Raw genomic sequence first — 15,073 nt, forward strand, 5'->3', positions numbered from 1 at the left:
GTCTGTTCCAGCCCCAAGTACAGCCTTTTATGGGACGGTATGTCCTTGCTGCCTTTCCGTAAACATTATCCGGAGCCCGGGGGCGGCCGCCGAACGATACGACCGCATTTTATTGCAGCTCTTGGGCAGAGACCCCCACTGGCGTCCATAGGTGAAACCTGTTTGGTTGCGGCAGTCAGGCCGCCTTAGGAGGTCATGGGATCTGAGGATTCTGTTCGTTCAGGTCCCCGCCGGATCAGCATGCCGGCATAATCCTCCTTCTGTTCCCAACGGATAATGCGATCCGCGGTTCGCTCCAGGACCCGAGGAAAGTTTTTCTGAACACCGGGGTCGGTAAACAGGACCTCCAACACCTGGCCCGGCTTCATGCGCACCAGCCAGCTCTTTGCCTTGAGAATGCACCAGGGGCAACTCCACCCCCGTAAATCGAGAACTCTGTCGGACGGTCTTTTACCCATGGATGCCATCGCACAAAAAGAAATGCCTGTCTTCCTCTTTGCAAAGCCGGTGCCAATCGCATTGGGAAGGATCTACTTGTTAACTAATGGATATTATATATAATCATCTAATGCGTTTTTTTATTGACTTCCCGATGCCAATCGTTAACCTTAACAGGTGTTAACATTGATTTACGAATGATCAATCTGCAATTCACAATACTTGATGCGGAGAAGATAATGGAAGGGGCGCTTGATCAGGAATACAGCCAATACTGGGAGACCGTGGTACAGACCATGCTGGACGGTCTCATGATCGTGGATCCGGAGGGGGTCATCCTTTCCGTCAACAATGCCATGGAACAGCTGACCGGATACAGGCAGGAGGAACTCATCGGTCAGTCGTGTAAAATACTGAACTGCGACAGCTGCTTTGGGGCCCTGGCCCGCGGGGGCGACAAACATTGCGCCCTGTTCAAGGACGAAGTGGTTCGAAACAGAAAATGCACCCTGAGCAGAAAGGACGGGAGACCTGTTTATGTGATCAAGAATGCGGCGATTCTCAGAGATAAAGACGGGATTGTGGTGGGAGGGGTGGAGACATTGGCCGATTGCACGGAACTGGTGGCCAAAGAGGAGGTCATCAGCTCACTCCGAAAAGAACTCAGCATCGAAGACAGCTTTGAAGGGATCATCGGCAAGTCGATGGCCATGCAGCAGGTGTTCGATCTCATCCGGAGCGCTGCTCAGTCCGATGCACCCGTAATCGTATACGGTGAGAGCGGTACGGGTAAGGAGCTGGTGGCTGCAGCCATTCATAGGCTCGGATCCCGATCCAAGGGGCCATTTATAAAAGTCAATTGCGCGGCCCTCAGTGAATCATTGCTGGAAAGTGAGCTGTTCGGCCATGTGAAGGGGGCATTTACCGGCGCGGACCGCACGAGGGTGGGGAGATTCGAGGCGGCCAGCCATGGGGATATTTTCTTGGATGAGATCGGGGACCTCCCCCTTTCTACACAGGCAAAGCTGCTGAGGGTGCTCCAGGAAAAAGAGATAGAAAAGGTGGGGGACCACACCCCCGTCCGGGTGGATGTCAGGATCCTGTCCGCCACCAACAAGGACCTCAACAGACTGATGGAAGAGGAACGGTTCCGGGATGACCTCTATTATCGTATCGGTGTGATCCCGATCCATCTCCCCCCTTTGAGGGATCGGCCCGAGGATATTCCATTGCTGGTCCATGCCTTTATCCAGCGCATCCATATCAAAACCCAAAAGCCAATTCAGGGGATTGACAGGGATGCGCTCGGCGTGCTCTCCCAATATGACTGGCCCGGCAATGTCAGGGAGTTGATCAATGTAATCGAATACGCCTTTGTGCTCTGCACCGGAGAAGAAATCCTGCCGAGCCATTTGCCGGCCAGCATCACCGGCGGATCTCGATCCTTTTCCGCGGTCACGCCGGCGGACCGGCCCCGGCGCGACAGCGAGAGCCGGGAGGTTTTGCTGGAGGCCTTGAAACAGAGTCACGGAAACAAATCCGACGCGGCCCGGTTGCTCGGGATCAGCAGGGTAACCCTCTGGAAGCGGCTCAAGGCATTCGGTATTCACGTGGAAAAGACGGTCCAGACATAGGCGTCATGAAAAGGCCATGGGAATTGACATCGTTAACAGTTAACAAAAGTATAATTAACATCCGTTAATAAGTATCCGAACGGAAACCCGGAAAATCAAGAAACAGTGAAATATGAGAAGAGGTTCTGTTAATGTAAATTTTGTTCCATCAATTTTCAATTTTTCAATTCTTGGATATTCAATTGTGCCTGAATCACGCCAAGGCGTGATTTTCGTTCAGTCACTGATTATGAACATGGATATTCCCCGAGCAGCGCATCCGCCATGCACCCTGTAAATTCAAGAAAGACGATGAACATGGTCCTGAATCCGCTGAAATTGCGCGGCAAGACCCAGAAAATCTTTTCCGGCCCTGACATGCGGCATGAATTATGCTTATTCTATAATCAAGGGCATCAAACTTGGCATAACCTCCTTTTGCTGATTGCCCCCTTCAACATGCAATTGGCCCCCGTGGTTGACCACGGGGGCCAATTGCATATGGAGGGCCCGCAAAGGCACTTGAATCCCGACGCATGCCAGGAAAGCCCTGAAATAATGACCGCCCTATCCGGACTGTGTTGCGAGTCTCGCCGGGGAATCGGGGCCAGGGTCGGTGAGGGGATCTGAATCGTCTGATCGCAAATCATGGTTGCGAACGAGGAAAGGTAGATCGGGCGGGAAGTGAAACCTTTTTTGCCGGCCGGTCTCTTGAACCAATAACACATAAAGGAGACGAAACCATGAAACACGCCATATCGCGAAGAATGTTTCTCAAAGGGAGCCTGGCTGCGGCAGGCGCTGTGGCGGCTTCCTCTATTCCCCTTCCGACCGCTGTCAGGGGAGAGACCGGCGACGAACTGGCCACCCTTATCGACATCCGCAAATGCATCGGGTGCGAGGCATGCGTGGAGGCCTGCAAAGAGGTCAATGCGCCCAAGTTTCCCGAACCCAAGAAACCCTTTCCAAAAATGTATCCCAGCCGGGTCAAGGTCTCTGACTGGTCCGACAAGAGGAATGACATGGACCGGCTGACGCCTTATAATTGGGTGTTTATCCAAGAAGCCACCGTAACGGTGGACGGGAGGGAAGAGACCTATACCTTTCCCCGTCGCTGTATGCACTGCCAGAACCCGCCCTGTGCGGATCTCTGCCCGTGGGGCGCCGCCCGAAAACTGAAAAACGGGATCACGCGGATTGACGCGGATATCTGTCTCGGCGGGGCAAAATGTGAAAAGGTATGCCCGTGGCATATCCCCCAGCGTCAGACGGGCGTCGGGCTCTACCTGGAGGTCCTCCCCGCGCTTGCCGGGAACGGCGTCATGTACAAGTGCGATCGCTGTTACAACCGGCTGGAAGAGGGAAAGCTTCCCGCGTGCATCGAGGCATGCCCGGAAAATGTGCAAAAGATCGGCCCTCGGGATGAGATCATTAAAGAGGCCCATGCCATTGCAAAGGAGATCAACGGCTATATCTACGGAGAGAAGGAAAACGGCGGGACCAATACCCTATACGTGTCGCCGGTCCCTTTTGAAAAACTGAATGCGTCCGTGGAAAAGGGCCCTGGCAGGCCTGGACTGCAGCCGGTGAAGGACGCCATGGCCCATGCCGACAACCTGGCAAAGGCGATGGTCATCGCCCCGATCGCCGGCATCGCTGCAGCGGCGGGAAAATTTTTTGCCGCATCCAAAAGGGCGACCCGACATGAGGAGGGAAAGAAATGACATCACATGTCTATGAACCAACAATGGGTAGGAAAAGGCTTAAATGGGCCTACATCGGGATCTTTATTGTCATGGCCTTTACCGGATTCGGGCAGATGCCCATCTTTAAACGCTACTATATCTCCGATATCCCGGGCCTGGGATGGTCTGCCGACTTCTATGCGACCCACTATATCCATTATCTGGGGGCGATCCTTCTGTTGGGGCTTTTGGCCTACTGGATTGCCGATTACTTTCTAGGGGGGAGGCGTGAATTCCATCTGACCGCTTCCGCCTATGTAAGGATCGTTCTGCTGGGCGGGATTGTCGTCACCGGGATCTTCAGGGTCCTTAAGAATCTGCCGGATGTCACCTTTTCACCGGGGTTTACCCTGCTGATCGATATTGCCCATCTGGGCTTCATGATGGCATATCTTCTGGCAGCGCTTATTTTCGTGATCCTCAAATCCGGATGGACCCAGGGGATTGATGATTGACGATGGTTGATCGTTGATTGGGAAAACCACACATAGGATAAGGCGCAATATGGACTGCAAATATCATCAGGGACGCCGGGCCGTTGTTCAGTGCCAGAAAATGATGATCGGCTACTGCCAGGAGTGTCTTGAAAACTGTGAGGCCTGTACCGATCCCTGTACCTACTGCAAATTCCGGGGTCAGTGCATTATCTGGGAGATGTGCCGCAAGAGTGAAAAAAGATACCGGCTCGAAAGAGCGGCAAAAGGAGAGACTATCTGAGCTCCGGTCCGGTTTTCAAATCACCCATTGTCCAGGGCGCCGGAACCGGATTCTCCAGGTTCCTCTATGAGGCGTCCCTCAAGAGGGAGTAGATCCGCAGCGGGGTGTCGATTCCCTTGAGAAGGACCTGTCCCCGGTCAAACACCGGCCACAGGCCCTCGATCAGCCCTTTGGTGGTTTCCCCGATGAGGATATCGCCTCCCGTTGCATAATCCGCCAGGCGGGCGGCCAGGTTCGTCACCGGCCCGCTGGCGGTATAGGTCATCCGGGTATCCAGAGACCCCTTGAATGTGGTCATGCCCAGAAGGGCAACCCCCGAATTGATCCCCATGTTAACGTTGATCTCTCCGAATTTCCCGCCGAATTCCTGGTTCAGCCCCAGATTCCGCGTGCGGATGTCAAAGGCGGCCTTTACCGCGTTCAAGGCATTGGTCCCGGCATCGTCGTTTTTGAAGATGATCATCAGCCCGTCTCCGGCCGTTTCGTTGATATCCCCGCCGGACCGGTGGATCGGGTCCACAAAGCTGGAAAACATCTTTTCCACCAACTCATTCACTTCGGTTTCCGGCCGATGTGAACTGAGCCGGGTATACCCTTCCAGATCCAGAAACAGGACCGTGACCTCCTTCTTCTCCTTTTCCTGCGTCAACATTTCGGGGTGCTTCTCCACAATCCGTCGCACAGACTGGGGGACAAAGGGGGAGAGATGGGCAAGTTTCTGCGTGATCTCGATCTTTTCCTGTGTGATGGCCCAGTGCCGCTTTGCAGCCATAATCGCGTTCCCGGCAATCTCGGAGAGGTCCTGTATCAGATAGAAGTCTTTTCGGGTAAAACGGGTTCCGGGCCTGGCCACCACACTGATGACCGCCAATATCTTATTGTCTACAAAAATGGGAATGGCTGCTTCGGGTCCGATGTTTACCTCTTCGCCTTCATGACGGACGATGGCCTCGCTCCTGGCGACCACAATCCCCTTTTTCCGGGCAATGGCCTTCTGGATCGCAGGACGCCTTCGCTTGCACAAAATACAGTTGACCGGTCTATCATACAGGGCGCATTGAAGGGGACGGGTATATTTCTGCGCGTCCGGATCCAGCATGAGGATACATGCCTCCATGGCCACGGGGATCATGTTCCGGGTCTCTTCTCTGAGCCGTTCCAGGATCTCGTTCACCTCCATGGTGGAGGCCAGGGTCTTGGAGACGCGGCGCTGGGCCTCAAATCGCTCCTTATAGTACTGGTTCATTTCAAGCCCTCTTTACAGTCGGGGACATGGAGACGCCCGCCCCCGGGAGTGAATATACGGATGGAGATTCAAAGGATTCTGCCTCCCCCGATATTTTTCCATGTTTGGCCAGTGCCGCTAATCCGTCAGGATCCAGCAGGCGGATACGCCTGCCGCTTACCTCGATAAGCCCCTGGCTGCTCATCTTTGAAAATATCCGCGAGAGGGTCTCAGGGATGGTCCCCAGCAGACTGGCAAGATGTGCCTTTGAGATGCTGAGCCTGATCAGGCCCTCTTGCTTCTCTTCATCAGCGAGGTAGAGGAGATAGGCGGCCAGGCGGCCGGGGACCTCCTTGAGAGAGAGGTTCTCTATCTGCACCGTGAATTGGCGAAGCCGCATGGAAAGGACCGCGAGCATATTGAGGGCGAGGGAGGGGTTGGCGGTGATAAGATCGACGAATGCCTTTCGAGGAAAAAAGAGGATGCGGGACTCGGAAATGGCCTGAGCGCTTGCAGGGAAATGCCTTCCGGTAAACACCGGGACCTCGCCGAACGGTTCTCCGGGACCGAAGATATGAAGGATCTGTTCCTTTCCCTCCAGGGACAGCTTGAATATCTTGACGAGCCCGGTGGCCACCAGATAAAAGCCGTTCCCCTTGTCTCCTTCCGAAAATATGGCGGCACCCTTTTTGAACCGCATGTCCTCCACAATGCCTTCGATCTCCCTGATCTGGGCCTCAGGGAGGCCTTTAAATAGAAGGGCCGTCTCGATAAATGCCGTCAGGTTTTTTCTCAATACCCCGCTCCTTTCCATGGCCAAACAGGAGGGCCTTTCAGAAGGTCCTTCTCAAAAAGGCCATAGACAACAGCCTCCCGCGGTGAACTCTCCCTCGCATGAGGCCAACTGGCCTCTATACTTCACGGCCCTGTTTTGGACCTTATCGGCCACCCGTATGAGCCATTGCTTTTTGGCGTAGGTCTTTCTGTTAAACCCACCGCGACCTTCATGATATGCCAGGTAGAGGTTGCGGGCATCATTCTTGGCGATCCCGCAGTGTTTTACACTCAGATAGCAATACCACCCCACAAAATCGATGGCATCGCCGAAATCATCCCTGTCGGCCCATGAATTGCCCGTGCTTTTCTGGTATTCCTCCCATGTCTCATCTTTGGCCTGGGCATATCCATACGCCGAAGACGGTCTTGGGCCCGGGAAAATCCATAGACAGGTGGTCCTTGGGGGCCTGGCATCGCCCACATACTTGGATTCCTGGTGGAGGAGGGCCATCATAACGGGTATGGGGATGCCCCACCGCTTGTACGACTCAGCCGCATCTTCATACCAGTCGGAATGTTCCCTGAAAATCTCGCACACATTATCGATCCGTTTGGGCGGAGCCGTCGTAGCGCATCCGAAGGACACCAACATCATGAAACTCGTCAGGACCTTGAATGTCAACCATTGGAAATTCATGAGCTTTGAGCGGGGCCTGCGCAATCGGTTAGCTCCATTTGTCCCGAACGAGAATGGCGGACCGCTCCTTCACCTCTCAAGCGGTTGACTCCGACCCTCCGGGCCCTGACCCGTTAATCTCTGAACCCGTGGGCGGTGAGCGTTTACACCTTGACCTATTGCCAAATGATCTTTACCATATAAACCTTTATTTGGAAAGTCCTTCATCGTCTTTGGAATTTTTGGTTGTAATCCCGCCTTGCGGGACACCCTGCGGAGAAGTCGGCGCCATATCAATCAGCGCTCAATTTGCCGGGAGTTGCACCAATACCTTTTTGGTTGCGGCGGTCAGGGGCCTTGGCCCCTTATCTTCGAGGCGACACAGGGGAGTGTCATGGGATCCTATGATATCATCATCAGGAACGGCAGCATCCTGACCATGGACGCAGACAATTCGGTGATAGAGGACGGCCGGGTGTACATCAACGGCGACACCATCGTCCGGGTCGGGCACTGCGACGATGAGGCATCTGATGCAAAAAAGACGATCGATGCCCAAGGCGGCCTGATCCTTCCCGGTCTGATCAACGGTCACACCCACGCCGCCATGAGCCTCTTCAGGGGTCTGGCCGACGACCTCCCGCTCATGGAGTGGCTGAACCACTACATCTTCCCGGCAGAAAAGAGAATCGACGCTCGCTTTGTCTACACCGGGACCCTCCTGGCCTGTGCCGAAATGATTCTATCCGGCGCCACCACCTTCTGCGACATGTATCTTTTTGAGGACCAGACAGCAGAGGCGGCGTCACGGGCCGGAATGAGATGCCTGGCAGGCGAGGTCCTTTATGATTTTTCCTCTCCCAATTACGGGGATCCGGAGAACGGATTGGCGTATACCGAATTTCTGATCCGCAAATGGGAGCACCATCCCCTGATTTCCATCGCTGTGGAGCCCCATTCTCTGTTTACCTGCAGCCCGGATCTCCTCATCCGGGCAAACCAGATCGCATCGGACCACCATCTGCCGCTCATTATTCATGTGGCTGAAACCCTCCCTGAGGTCATGGAAATCAAGGAGCGGTATGGTAAGACGCCGGTTGAGCACCTCGAATCCCTGGGGCTTTTGGGCCCCAGTCTGATAATGGATCATGCCGTGCATCTGGATACATGGGATATCGACCAGATTGCGGAGCATGGCGTCAAAGTGATTCATAACCCTGAGAGCAACATGAAACTTGCCTCCGGCATCGCCCCCATACCTGAACTGTTGAACCGTGGCGTGACCGTGGGGATCGGAACGGACGGCTGCGCCTCCAACAACAACCTGGACCTCTTTACAGAGATGGACATGGCGGCCAAGCTTCATAAGGCCCGGGCCATGGATCCGACCGTCATGGATGCGGTCACCGTGCTGAGAATGGCCACCATTGAAGGTGCCCGGGCCCTGGGTCTTCAGGATCTCATCGGTTCCATCGAGACAGGCAAAAAGGCGGATATCATCATTGTTGAGACAAATAGGCCTCATCTGACGCCCATGTACAATCCCTTTTCTCATCTGGTATACGCTGCCCGGGGAAGCGATGTCAGCCACGTTGTCATTAACGGCCGACTGGTCATGGCCCATGGGAGACTGCTCACCATGGACCTGGAAGAGATCATGGGACACGCCAGAGAGAGTTCAATGAAAGTCAGAGAATGGGTTTCGAACGGATAAGCCCGCCGGATGACCTTAACGTCGCCTTTTTTTTGGTCGGGCGATCCAACTGCCGGGCACTGTAGCGGGGATAGGCGAGGATGCATCCGCGCCTCTATGTTTAGATCCGGAAAAACGGGTGCACGCATATGCGCCGCAATCGGTGGACAAACACATCTCCGCTGAAAAACCAGGATTGAGAGCCATGGTTATTGCAGACAGAAGATTTGTCTCATTGGGAAGCCGGTTGAAAGGGGTCCCGGAGGTAGAGACGCTGGGGGTCAGACCCAATTTTCTGGACTATACCCAAGAAGAAAGGGACCTTATCCTGAATGCCGACCTGGTGCTTTTTCCCACCCTCAACTATGCCCAGTTCCTCAGCACGTCGGGCAGAAAGATCTTCCCCAGCCTGGAGACCTATCTTTATGCCGACGAAAAGATCAAACAGACGACCCTCTTCTACATGTTGGGGATCCCCCATCCTCGCACCCGGATCTATTTTCGCCGCCATCATCATGATATCCTCAATGACTTCACCTTCCCTTTTGTGGCCAAGATCCCGAGGTGCTCGGCCCGGGGGCGGGGGGTCTTCATGATCGACGGCAAAGAGGCGCTCGAGGCCTATCTTAAGAGTAACAAAATCGCCTATATTCAGGAGTATATCCCCCACCAGCGGGACCTGCGGGTGGTATTGATCAATTATCAGCCCATACTGGCCTACTGGCGCATCCCCTGCAAGGGTAACTTCAGAAGCAATCTGGCGCAGGGGGGGACCATCGACTTTGATCATATTCCCGAAGAAGGGGTAATGACGGCCCGGGACGCTGCCCGGAAATGCAGGCTGAATGATGTGGGCATCGATCTCATCCACTCCAGGGGCCTGTGGCATGTTATGGAAGCCAATATGAAATATGGACGCAAGGGGTTGACCATGAAAGGACTGGATCTCAAAGAGATCATCAGAGAAGCGCTTCTGTCAGGAGAACTGGGGTGAAGCCAAAAAATGTAAGTCTGTTGAACTGCCAAGCTCATCAGCGATTGCGTTATTGGCACTTGCCCCCGCTGATGAGGTATCGGCCGGCACCCAGTAACCAGTATCCGGTAACGAGCAACCAGCAACCAATATGAAACGAATCCTCATCATTTTTTTCCTCATTCTGATCCTTGTCCCCTGCGGATTCCTGGGTTATTTTTATTATAAGGTAAGCCGGGAAGCGGCTACGCGTATCGAGCGGGGGGCCATTGAGCAGGTCATTGCCTCTGAAAGCCCTGCCTATTACTCGGACGGCCGGACCCCCATCGGGGTCTTCTTTGAAATGACCCACAGTAAATACATCCCCTACGAGGAGATGCCCAAGGTATTTGTCAAGGCCCTGATCGCAGCGGAAGACAGTGGCTTTTTCCATCACATGGGGTTTGACATCAAGGCCGTTGTCAGGGCCTTTATCGCCAACATGAGGGCAGGCCGGGTGGTGCAGGGCGGCAGCACCATCACCCAGCAGACAGCCAAGAATATATTCAAGCGGGAAAAGCGATCCTACGTATCTAAGCTCAAGGAGGCGATGCAGGCCTTTCTCCTGGAGAAGCGATACACCAAGGAAGAAATCATCGAGATGTATGCCAACCAGTTCTTTGTAACCGGGTATGGAAAGGGCCTCTGGATCGCCGCCCAATACTTTTTTGGAAAGGACCCTCGGGATCTCGACCTGGTGGAGGCCGCATTTATTGCGGGTTCGCTGAAAGGGCCGAATCGATACAACCCCTTTATCAAGAAACGCCGTATTGAAAAAGAGGAAGCGCGACGGCTGGCCAAGGCCAGGAAGGATTATGTATTGGCCAACATGCGTAAGCTCGACTTCATCACCAACCATGAATACGCCGAGGCGTTGAAGCAGGAGGTCCCTTTTGAAGAGGGAAAGGTCACCTATCGGCTGAATGTGCTCCTGGATTACATCCGGAATCAACTCGAATCCGATTATTTCAAGGCTATTCTCGAGGAACAGGGCGTTGACAATATCGCCACGTCCGGGATCAGCATCTACACATCGGTGGACAAGGATATTCAGAATGCGGCCCTCATGAGCCTCCGCACACGTCTCCCCCTCATGGATGTGCAACTGAACGGCTACCGACCCTGTCAGGAAGGGGATATATGCGGGGAACTCGTTGAAAAAAGAGGAAAAGAAACAGAAGATAACCTCCCTTTTCTATCTCAGATTACCTCTATTAACCCGGACAGGGAGAACGGCCACTTGGTTGTGGCTTGGGACAATGGGGGCGGGATCATCGGTTTTGATGGATTCAAGGCCATAGGGAGCGCATGGGTCAAGGCCAAGGCGGGAAGCTGGGCCGTGTTCGACCGGAAACAGGTCCCGGACTTTCTGAAGACCTTCCGCGTGGGAGACCGGGTCCCGGTCCAGTTTCTGACAGACCCTGATGCGGATCCAGAAGAAGACCCAGGGCCGCAACTCATGCTCACGACAGTGCCGGAATTGGAAGGCGGGATCATAGCGCTGCAGCGGGGGATGATACGGGCCATGGTCGGGGGGTATTTTGACCGCTATTTCAACCGGGCCGTACATGCCAAGCGGCAGTTGGGCTCCATCTTCAAGCCGATCGTCTATGCTGCGGCGCTTATGCTCAAATGGAATAATCTCGACCCCCTCAAAAACAGGCGGGAGGTCTATCAGTTTGAAGGGACATCCTATGTGCCCCGGCCCGATCATGAACCCAAGAGCGACACCGTGTCCATGACGTGGGCCGGCGCCAAATCGGAAAACCTGGCAACGGTCTGGCTCCTCTATCATCTCACCGATCACCTCAATATGAGCGAATTTCGCCAGGTCGTCAATCTGGTAGGACTTGGAAGGGATGAAGGCGAGTCTTATCAGGCCTATAAACAGCGGATCAGGGACCAATTCGGCGTGATTGTTGACAGAGGCACCCTCATGGAGGCGGCCTTTGAAGAATCCAAGCGCCAGGCAAGAGGCGACATTATATTCTCAGGCCATGAGTCTGTCCTGGAAGACGTCACCCGGCTCTATTTTGATCTTGATAATCGCATGCCCGAGATGGAGGATCCAGAGGCCCGCCCGATCCTGAGATACGATTTTCAGAGGCTTCGCCGCCTTGACCTGGAGATGCGCACGCGGCTTAGGAGGGCTTTACGGAAGCTGCATACTCCCGGGTCGCCGACGGATACCGGCATCCACCGGCTCCTGCCTGAAGACCTCGGCAATTTTTACAGGGTCCCTGAACCGGGAGGCGGGACCCGAATCGTCTACACAGACCATCCCCAGCGACTCGCTCCGGCCACACCGCTGCCGATCACACTTGCATGGCTTATGGAAAAGGGCGTGGATGCCGACATGGAAAAGCAGGTGTGGATTGACAATCTGATTCCTGCCGGCGTATTGGAGACCCTGGAAACCCACTTCCAGACCCATTATAAAAGATTGCTCATAGATGAACGGTACAGTCTGGAGATCCTCTCCAGGATCAGGGATTTCAGGACCCTTGTCAATCTCACCTTTGTGGTATATCTTTCAAAAAAAATCGGCATATCGACTCCGCTGGACCCGGTTCTCTCATTTCCCCTGGGCCCCAATTCCATCAGCATCATGGAGGCGGCCCTGGCTTATGAGACTCTGGTGACGGGAAAGAGGGCCCCCCTTTCTCTTGAGGAAGACGCTGCCATGGTTCCGATTATCACAAAAATCGTCGATAGGGAGGGAGAGGTCATCTACGAATTTGCCCCCGAGCCGGAAAGGGTGCTGTCCAAGAGGGTTTCCACACTGACCACCGAAATCCTGAGAAAGGTAATGGAGGCCGGAACCGGACGAAAGGCCAGGGATGCCGTCCGTATGTTCGACATCCCTATCCCCACTTTCGGGAAGACAGGGACTGCCAACCGGTTCACCAATTCCAGCTTTGTGGGATTTATACCCGGACGCGATGTGGAAACCAATCAGTTTGACATGGCGGACGGATACGCGATTGCCGCCTATGTCGGCTATGATGACAACCGCCCCATGAAGGGGAAACATATAGAAATATATGGGTCATCCGGGGCCCTTCCCCTCTGGATCGACACAGCAAACGCCATCATCAACACCCCTGAATTTCAGAAGGGCATAGAGCCCGCTGATCTGGTCTTCAGCGGTCCATTGGTGGGGCCTGCGGCCGGAGAGGGCGATTTACGCAGCGTGCCGGTATCCCCCGTAACCGGTCTACCGTTGTCGCCCTGGGAAACCCATCGGCTTTCCCAGGGACCTTCTGTTGTCACTGAGGCAGCGCCCCATGGGGGAACATGGGAACTCAAGAGGGAGTTTGATCCGTTTTAATGCTCAACAGGACACCAAATACCATCTCCGGATGAAATTGACATCGCTGCAAATAGAAAACATCACCTCCGTTTCCGTCGGAGGCATCCGATGACACACGGAAAAGGCATCCTTTGGCTTGAACCTTGGAACCCTGGACGTCTGAACCGATTCATGGTAAAGGGATAGCATGAAATTACTGAGTACGCTTCTGTTGGTTTTTTTTGGGGCATGGGCCTCGGGGTGCGCTGCCCCCCCGAAGGGCCGGGTTCCGGTTGCGCCGGAGGCCGTGGAGCATTCCGACCTTCTCATCGACGACACGCTGATCGATCAAAAGATCCATTTCCTGAAAAGCGTACTGGCGGACCGGGACCTATCAGAAAGAGACCGGGAAACCGCGGCAGCAGTGCTTATTGCGTATCAGCAACTCAAGGAATCGGCCTCCTCCCGTCCCACGGAAACAGACTACCAGCGGCTCATCCTCTCTCTGTTCAGGGCCGTGAGCCTGATGGATGAGACATATTATGGTGAAGGGGAGGTCCGCAGGGACGATGCAGGGGCATTTGCCCTTTTTGCTGAGAAACGTCAATCGATCATCGATCTTTATCTGCGACAGGATTTCAAGGGGGTCATCCAAGCGACGCGCAATCTTGAAAGCATCTTCGGACCGGATGCACTGACCCGCGAGATCGGTCTTCTGTTTGCCCTTTCCCTGGCAGAGGAAGGGGATCTGGAACAGGCCGTCCAGGTGGGGGAGGCGATCGCCGATGAACTTGAACCGGTCCCGGATGTCATGCTGCTCCGCTCAAGGATTGCCCGCTGGCAGATGGCATTGGGCAGGAAAGCGCGGGCACTTGAGACCTATGAGAGGCTGACCGACAATCAGGATGAACGGGCCGCCCTTGTGAGCGAGGTCGGCCGGCAGCTCAGCGCAGCGGAAAAGGAGAGGCCCCCTTATCCTCCTGAAAGTGCCGGGCCGGCAACGGCCGAAGGGCCTGGCGACCTGTGGCAGGAAGGCGGGTACACCATGGATCGGCTTCTCCAACAGGTGCGATCCCTGGTCCAGGAACATGCCTACAGCAAGGCGCGAATCCTTATCCTGAGGGAGCGGATACGGATGGGGGAAGGCCCTGAAAACGAGCTGCTGGACAGGGAACTGGAAGAGATCGACCGGCATGAGGCGGAATTCCAGGCCCAGAAGCAGATGCGGGACGATTATCTGAAGGAGACCCAGGAAACGGCCAGGGAGATGATCGAGAAAGAGGACTATGAAGCGGCAATCGATGCATTCAGCAGGGTGGAGGCGTCCCAGGAACTCGATCCTGAGTCAGTTGAATTGAAGAAACGCGCGGTGGAAAGCCTGATCAACAAGGAAAGGAACCGGGCCGCGGAACTCTTCCTGGCAGCAAAAAAGGCCGGCGACCCTTCCAAAAAGAAGGAACTCCTTGATTCAGCCTACGCCATACTGAAGACCCTTATCGACAAGTATCCGTCATCCCCCCTGAATCCAAAGCTTAAATCGCATATGGCCATCGTACAGAACGAACTGGACAGGCTGAAATAACGCCCGGCGCAGGTTACCTCTCGAGCATACTCTCCGACGCTTTCACGCGCATATGCGCCACAAATCGATCCGCGTCCTCAGGAGAGGCGATGTGCTGAATCTCGTATCCATCAACTGCGGTCAGATCTGCGCAGGCGATTTCGCACCCCTGGACCGCAACCACCAGATCAAAACACCCAGCGTCAGAAGACGCCCACTCCACCATCCCGCTCAAACGCGCTTTCATCTCTTCCACTAGGGCCACCCGGTCATAATTGGGGTTGCACCCTCCGCAGTACTTGATCCGAATGCGCGGCCTCACCC

Annotated in this window: 13 protein-coding genes; 8 read left to right on the forward strand and 5 right to left on the reverse strand. The window is 54.7% G+C overall.

Features of this window, described 5'->3' with window-relative positions:
* Positions 1 to 185: 185 nt before the first annotated feature.
* Positions 186 to 458, reverse strand: coding sequence for a sulfurtransferase TusA family protein (locus K9N21_18630; protein ID MCF8145928.1), 273 nt, complete (start codon positions 456 to 458; stop codon positions 186 to 188).
* A 219-nt stretch (positions 459 to 677) separates the two neighbouring features.
* Here K9N21_18630 and K9N21_18635 point away from each other — a divergent pair, with 219 nt between their 5' ends.
* The 4 genes from K9N21_18635 to K9N21_18650 all read left to right on the forward strand — a co-directional run bounded on the left by K9N21_18635 (position 678) and on the right by K9N21_18650 (position 4,513).
* Complete coding sequence (locus K9N21_18635; protein MCF8145929.1) at positions 678 to 2,072, forward strand: sigma 54-interacting transcriptional regulator; 1,395 nt, start codon at positions 678 to 680, stop codon at positions 2,070 to 2,072.
* A 722-nt stretch (positions 2,073 to 2,794) separates the two neighbouring features.
* Complete coding sequence (locus tag K9N21_18640) at positions 2,795 to 3,775, forward strand: 4Fe-4S dicluster domain-containing protein (protein MCF8145930.1); 981 nt, start codon at positions 2,795 to 2,797, stop codon at positions 3,773 to 3,775.
* 23 nt (positions 3,776 to 3,798) lie between these two features.
* Entirely contained in the window at positions 3,799 to 4,251 is a 453-nt protein-coding gene (locus tag K9N21_18645; protein ID MCF8145931.1) for a FeS-binding protein, read from the forward strand.
* 49 nt (positions 4,252 to 4,300) lie between these two features.
* Positions 4,301 to 4,513, forward strand: coding sequence for a hypothetical protein (locus tag K9N21_18650; protein ID MCF8145932.1), 213 nt, complete (start codon positions 4,301 to 4,303; stop codon positions 4,511 to 4,513).
* 64 nt (positions 4,514 to 4,577) lie between these two features.
* Here the strand turns inward: K9N21_18650 and K9N21_18655 are convergent, their stop codons facing one another.
* The 3 genes from K9N21_18655 to K9N21_18665 are packed head-to-tail and all read right to left on the reverse strand — an operon-like array spanning position 4,578 to position 7,212.
* Positions 4,578 to 5,759 (reverse strand): GAF domain-containing protein, encoded by a 1,182-nt coding sequence (locus K9N21_18655; GenBank protein MCF8145933.1) that lies wholly within the window; start codon positions 5,757 to 5,759, stop codon positions 4,578 to 4,580.
* 1 nt (position 5,760) lies between these two features.
* Positions 5,761 to 6,552, reverse strand: coding sequence for a Crp/Fnr family transcriptional regulator (locus tag K9N21_18660; GenBank protein MCF8145934.1), 792 nt, complete (start codon positions 6,550 to 6,552; stop codon positions 5,761 to 5,763).
* 33 nt (positions 6,553 to 6,585) lie between these two features.
* The gene (locus K9N21_18665; protein MCF8145935.1) at positions 6,586 to 7,212 is read right to left on the reverse strand and encodes a hypothetical protein; all 627 of its coding nucleotides are present in this window, start codon (positions 7,210 to 7,212) and stop codon (positions 6,586 to 6,588) included.
* Between the two features lie 373 nt (positions 7,213 to 7,585).
* Here K9N21_18665 and K9N21_18670 point away from each other — a divergent pair, with 373 nt between their 5' ends.
* The 4 genes from K9N21_18670 to K9N21_18685 all read left to right on the forward strand — a co-directional run bounded on the left by K9N21_18670 (position 7,586) and on the right by K9N21_18685 (position 14,770).
* Positions 7,586 to 8,905 carry an amidohydrolase gene (locus K9N21_18670; protein MCF8145936.1) on the forward strand — a complete coding sequence of 440 codons (1,320 nt, stop codon included), beginning with the start codon at positions 7,586 to 7,588 and terminating at the stop codon, positions 8,903 to 8,905.
* A 184-nt stretch (positions 8,906 to 9,089) separates the two neighbouring features.
* Entirely contained in the window at positions 9,090 to 9,878 is a 789-nt protein-coding gene (locus K9N21_18675) for a RimK family alpha-L-glutamate ligase (GenBank protein MCF8145937.1), read from the forward strand.
* 130 nt (positions 9,879 to 10,008) lie between these two features.
* On the forward strand, positions 10,009 to 13,227 hold the full coding sequence (locus K9N21_18680; GenBank protein MCF8145938.1) for a transglycosylase domain-containing protein: 3,219 nt from the start codon (positions 10,009 to 10,011) through the stop codon (positions 13,225 to 13,227).
* A gap of 169 nt (positions 13,228 to 13,396) precedes the next feature.
* Positions 13,397 to 14,770 (forward strand): hypothetical protein, encoded by a 1,374-nt coding sequence (locus tag K9N21_18685; GenBank protein MCF8145939.1) that lies wholly within the window; start codon positions 13,397 to 13,399, stop codon positions 14,768 to 14,770.
* A 13-nt stretch (positions 14,771 to 14,783) separates the two neighbouring features.
* Here K9N21_18685 and K9N21_18690 read toward each other — a convergent pair whose 3' ends face one another.
* Positions 14,784 to 15,071: a hypothetical protein gene (locus K9N21_18690; protein ID MCF8145940.1), complete on the reverse strand. Its 288-nt coding sequence runs from the start codon at positions 15,069 to 15,071 to the stop codon at positions 14,784 to 14,786.
* Positions 15,072 to 15,073: the final 2 nt, after the last annotated feature.

Source organism: Deltaproteobacteria bacterium (genome assembly GCA_021737785.1).
In the GTDB taxonomy this organism is placed as follows: Bacteria; Desulfobacterota; DSM-4660; order Desulfatiglandales; family Desulfatiglandaceae; genus AUK324.

Bases quoted from the DNA above. Each gene is read 5' to 3' on its own strand.
- K9N21_18635 (MCF8145929.1), top strand. From the start codon at position 678: ATGGAAGGGGCGCTTGATCAGGAATACAGCCAATACTGGGAGACCGTG.
- K9N21_18675 (MCF8145937.1), top strand. From the start codon at position 9,090: ATGGTTATTGCAGACAGAAGATTTGTCTCATTGGGAAGCCGGTTGAAA.
- K9N21_18640 (MCF8145930.1), top strand. From the start codon at position 2,795: ATGAAACACGCCATATCGCGAAGAATGTTTCTCAAAGGGAGCCTGGCT.
- K9N21_18645 (MCF8145931.1), top strand. From the start codon at position 3,799: ATGGGTAGGAAAAGGCTTAAATGGGCCTACATCGGGATCTTTATTGTC.
- K9N21_18660 (MCF8145934.1), bottom strand. From the start codon at position 6,552: ATGGAAAGGAGCGGGGTATTGAGAAAAAACCTGACGGCATTTATCGAG.
- K9N21_18685 (MCF8145939.1), top strand. From the start codon at position 13,397: ATGAAATTACTGAGTACGCTTCTGTTGGTTTTTTTTGGGGCATGGGCC.
- K9N21_18680 (MCF8145938.1), top strand. From the start codon at position 10,009: ATGAAACGAATCCTCATCATTTTTTTCCTCATTCTGATCCTTGTCCCC.
- K9N21_18665 (MCF8145935.1), bottom strand. From the start codon at position 7,212: ATGAATTTCCAATGGTTGACATTCAAGGTCCTGACGAGTTTCATGATG.
- K9N21_18650 (MCF8145932.1), top strand. From the start codon at position 4,301: ATGGACTGCAAATATCATCAGGGACGCCGGGCCGTTGTTCAGTGCCAG.
- K9N21_18630 (MCF8145928.1), bottom strand. From the start codon at position 458: ATGGGTAAAAGACCGTCCGACAGAGTTCTCGATTTACGGGGGTGGAGT.
- K9N21_18655 (MCF8145933.1), bottom strand. From the start codon at position 5,759: ATGAACCAGTACTATAAGGAGCGATTTGAGGCCCAGCGCCGCGTCTCC.
- K9N21_18670 (MCF8145936.1), top strand. From the start codon at position 7,586: ATGGGATCCTATGATATCATCATCAGGAACGGCAGCATCCTGACCATG.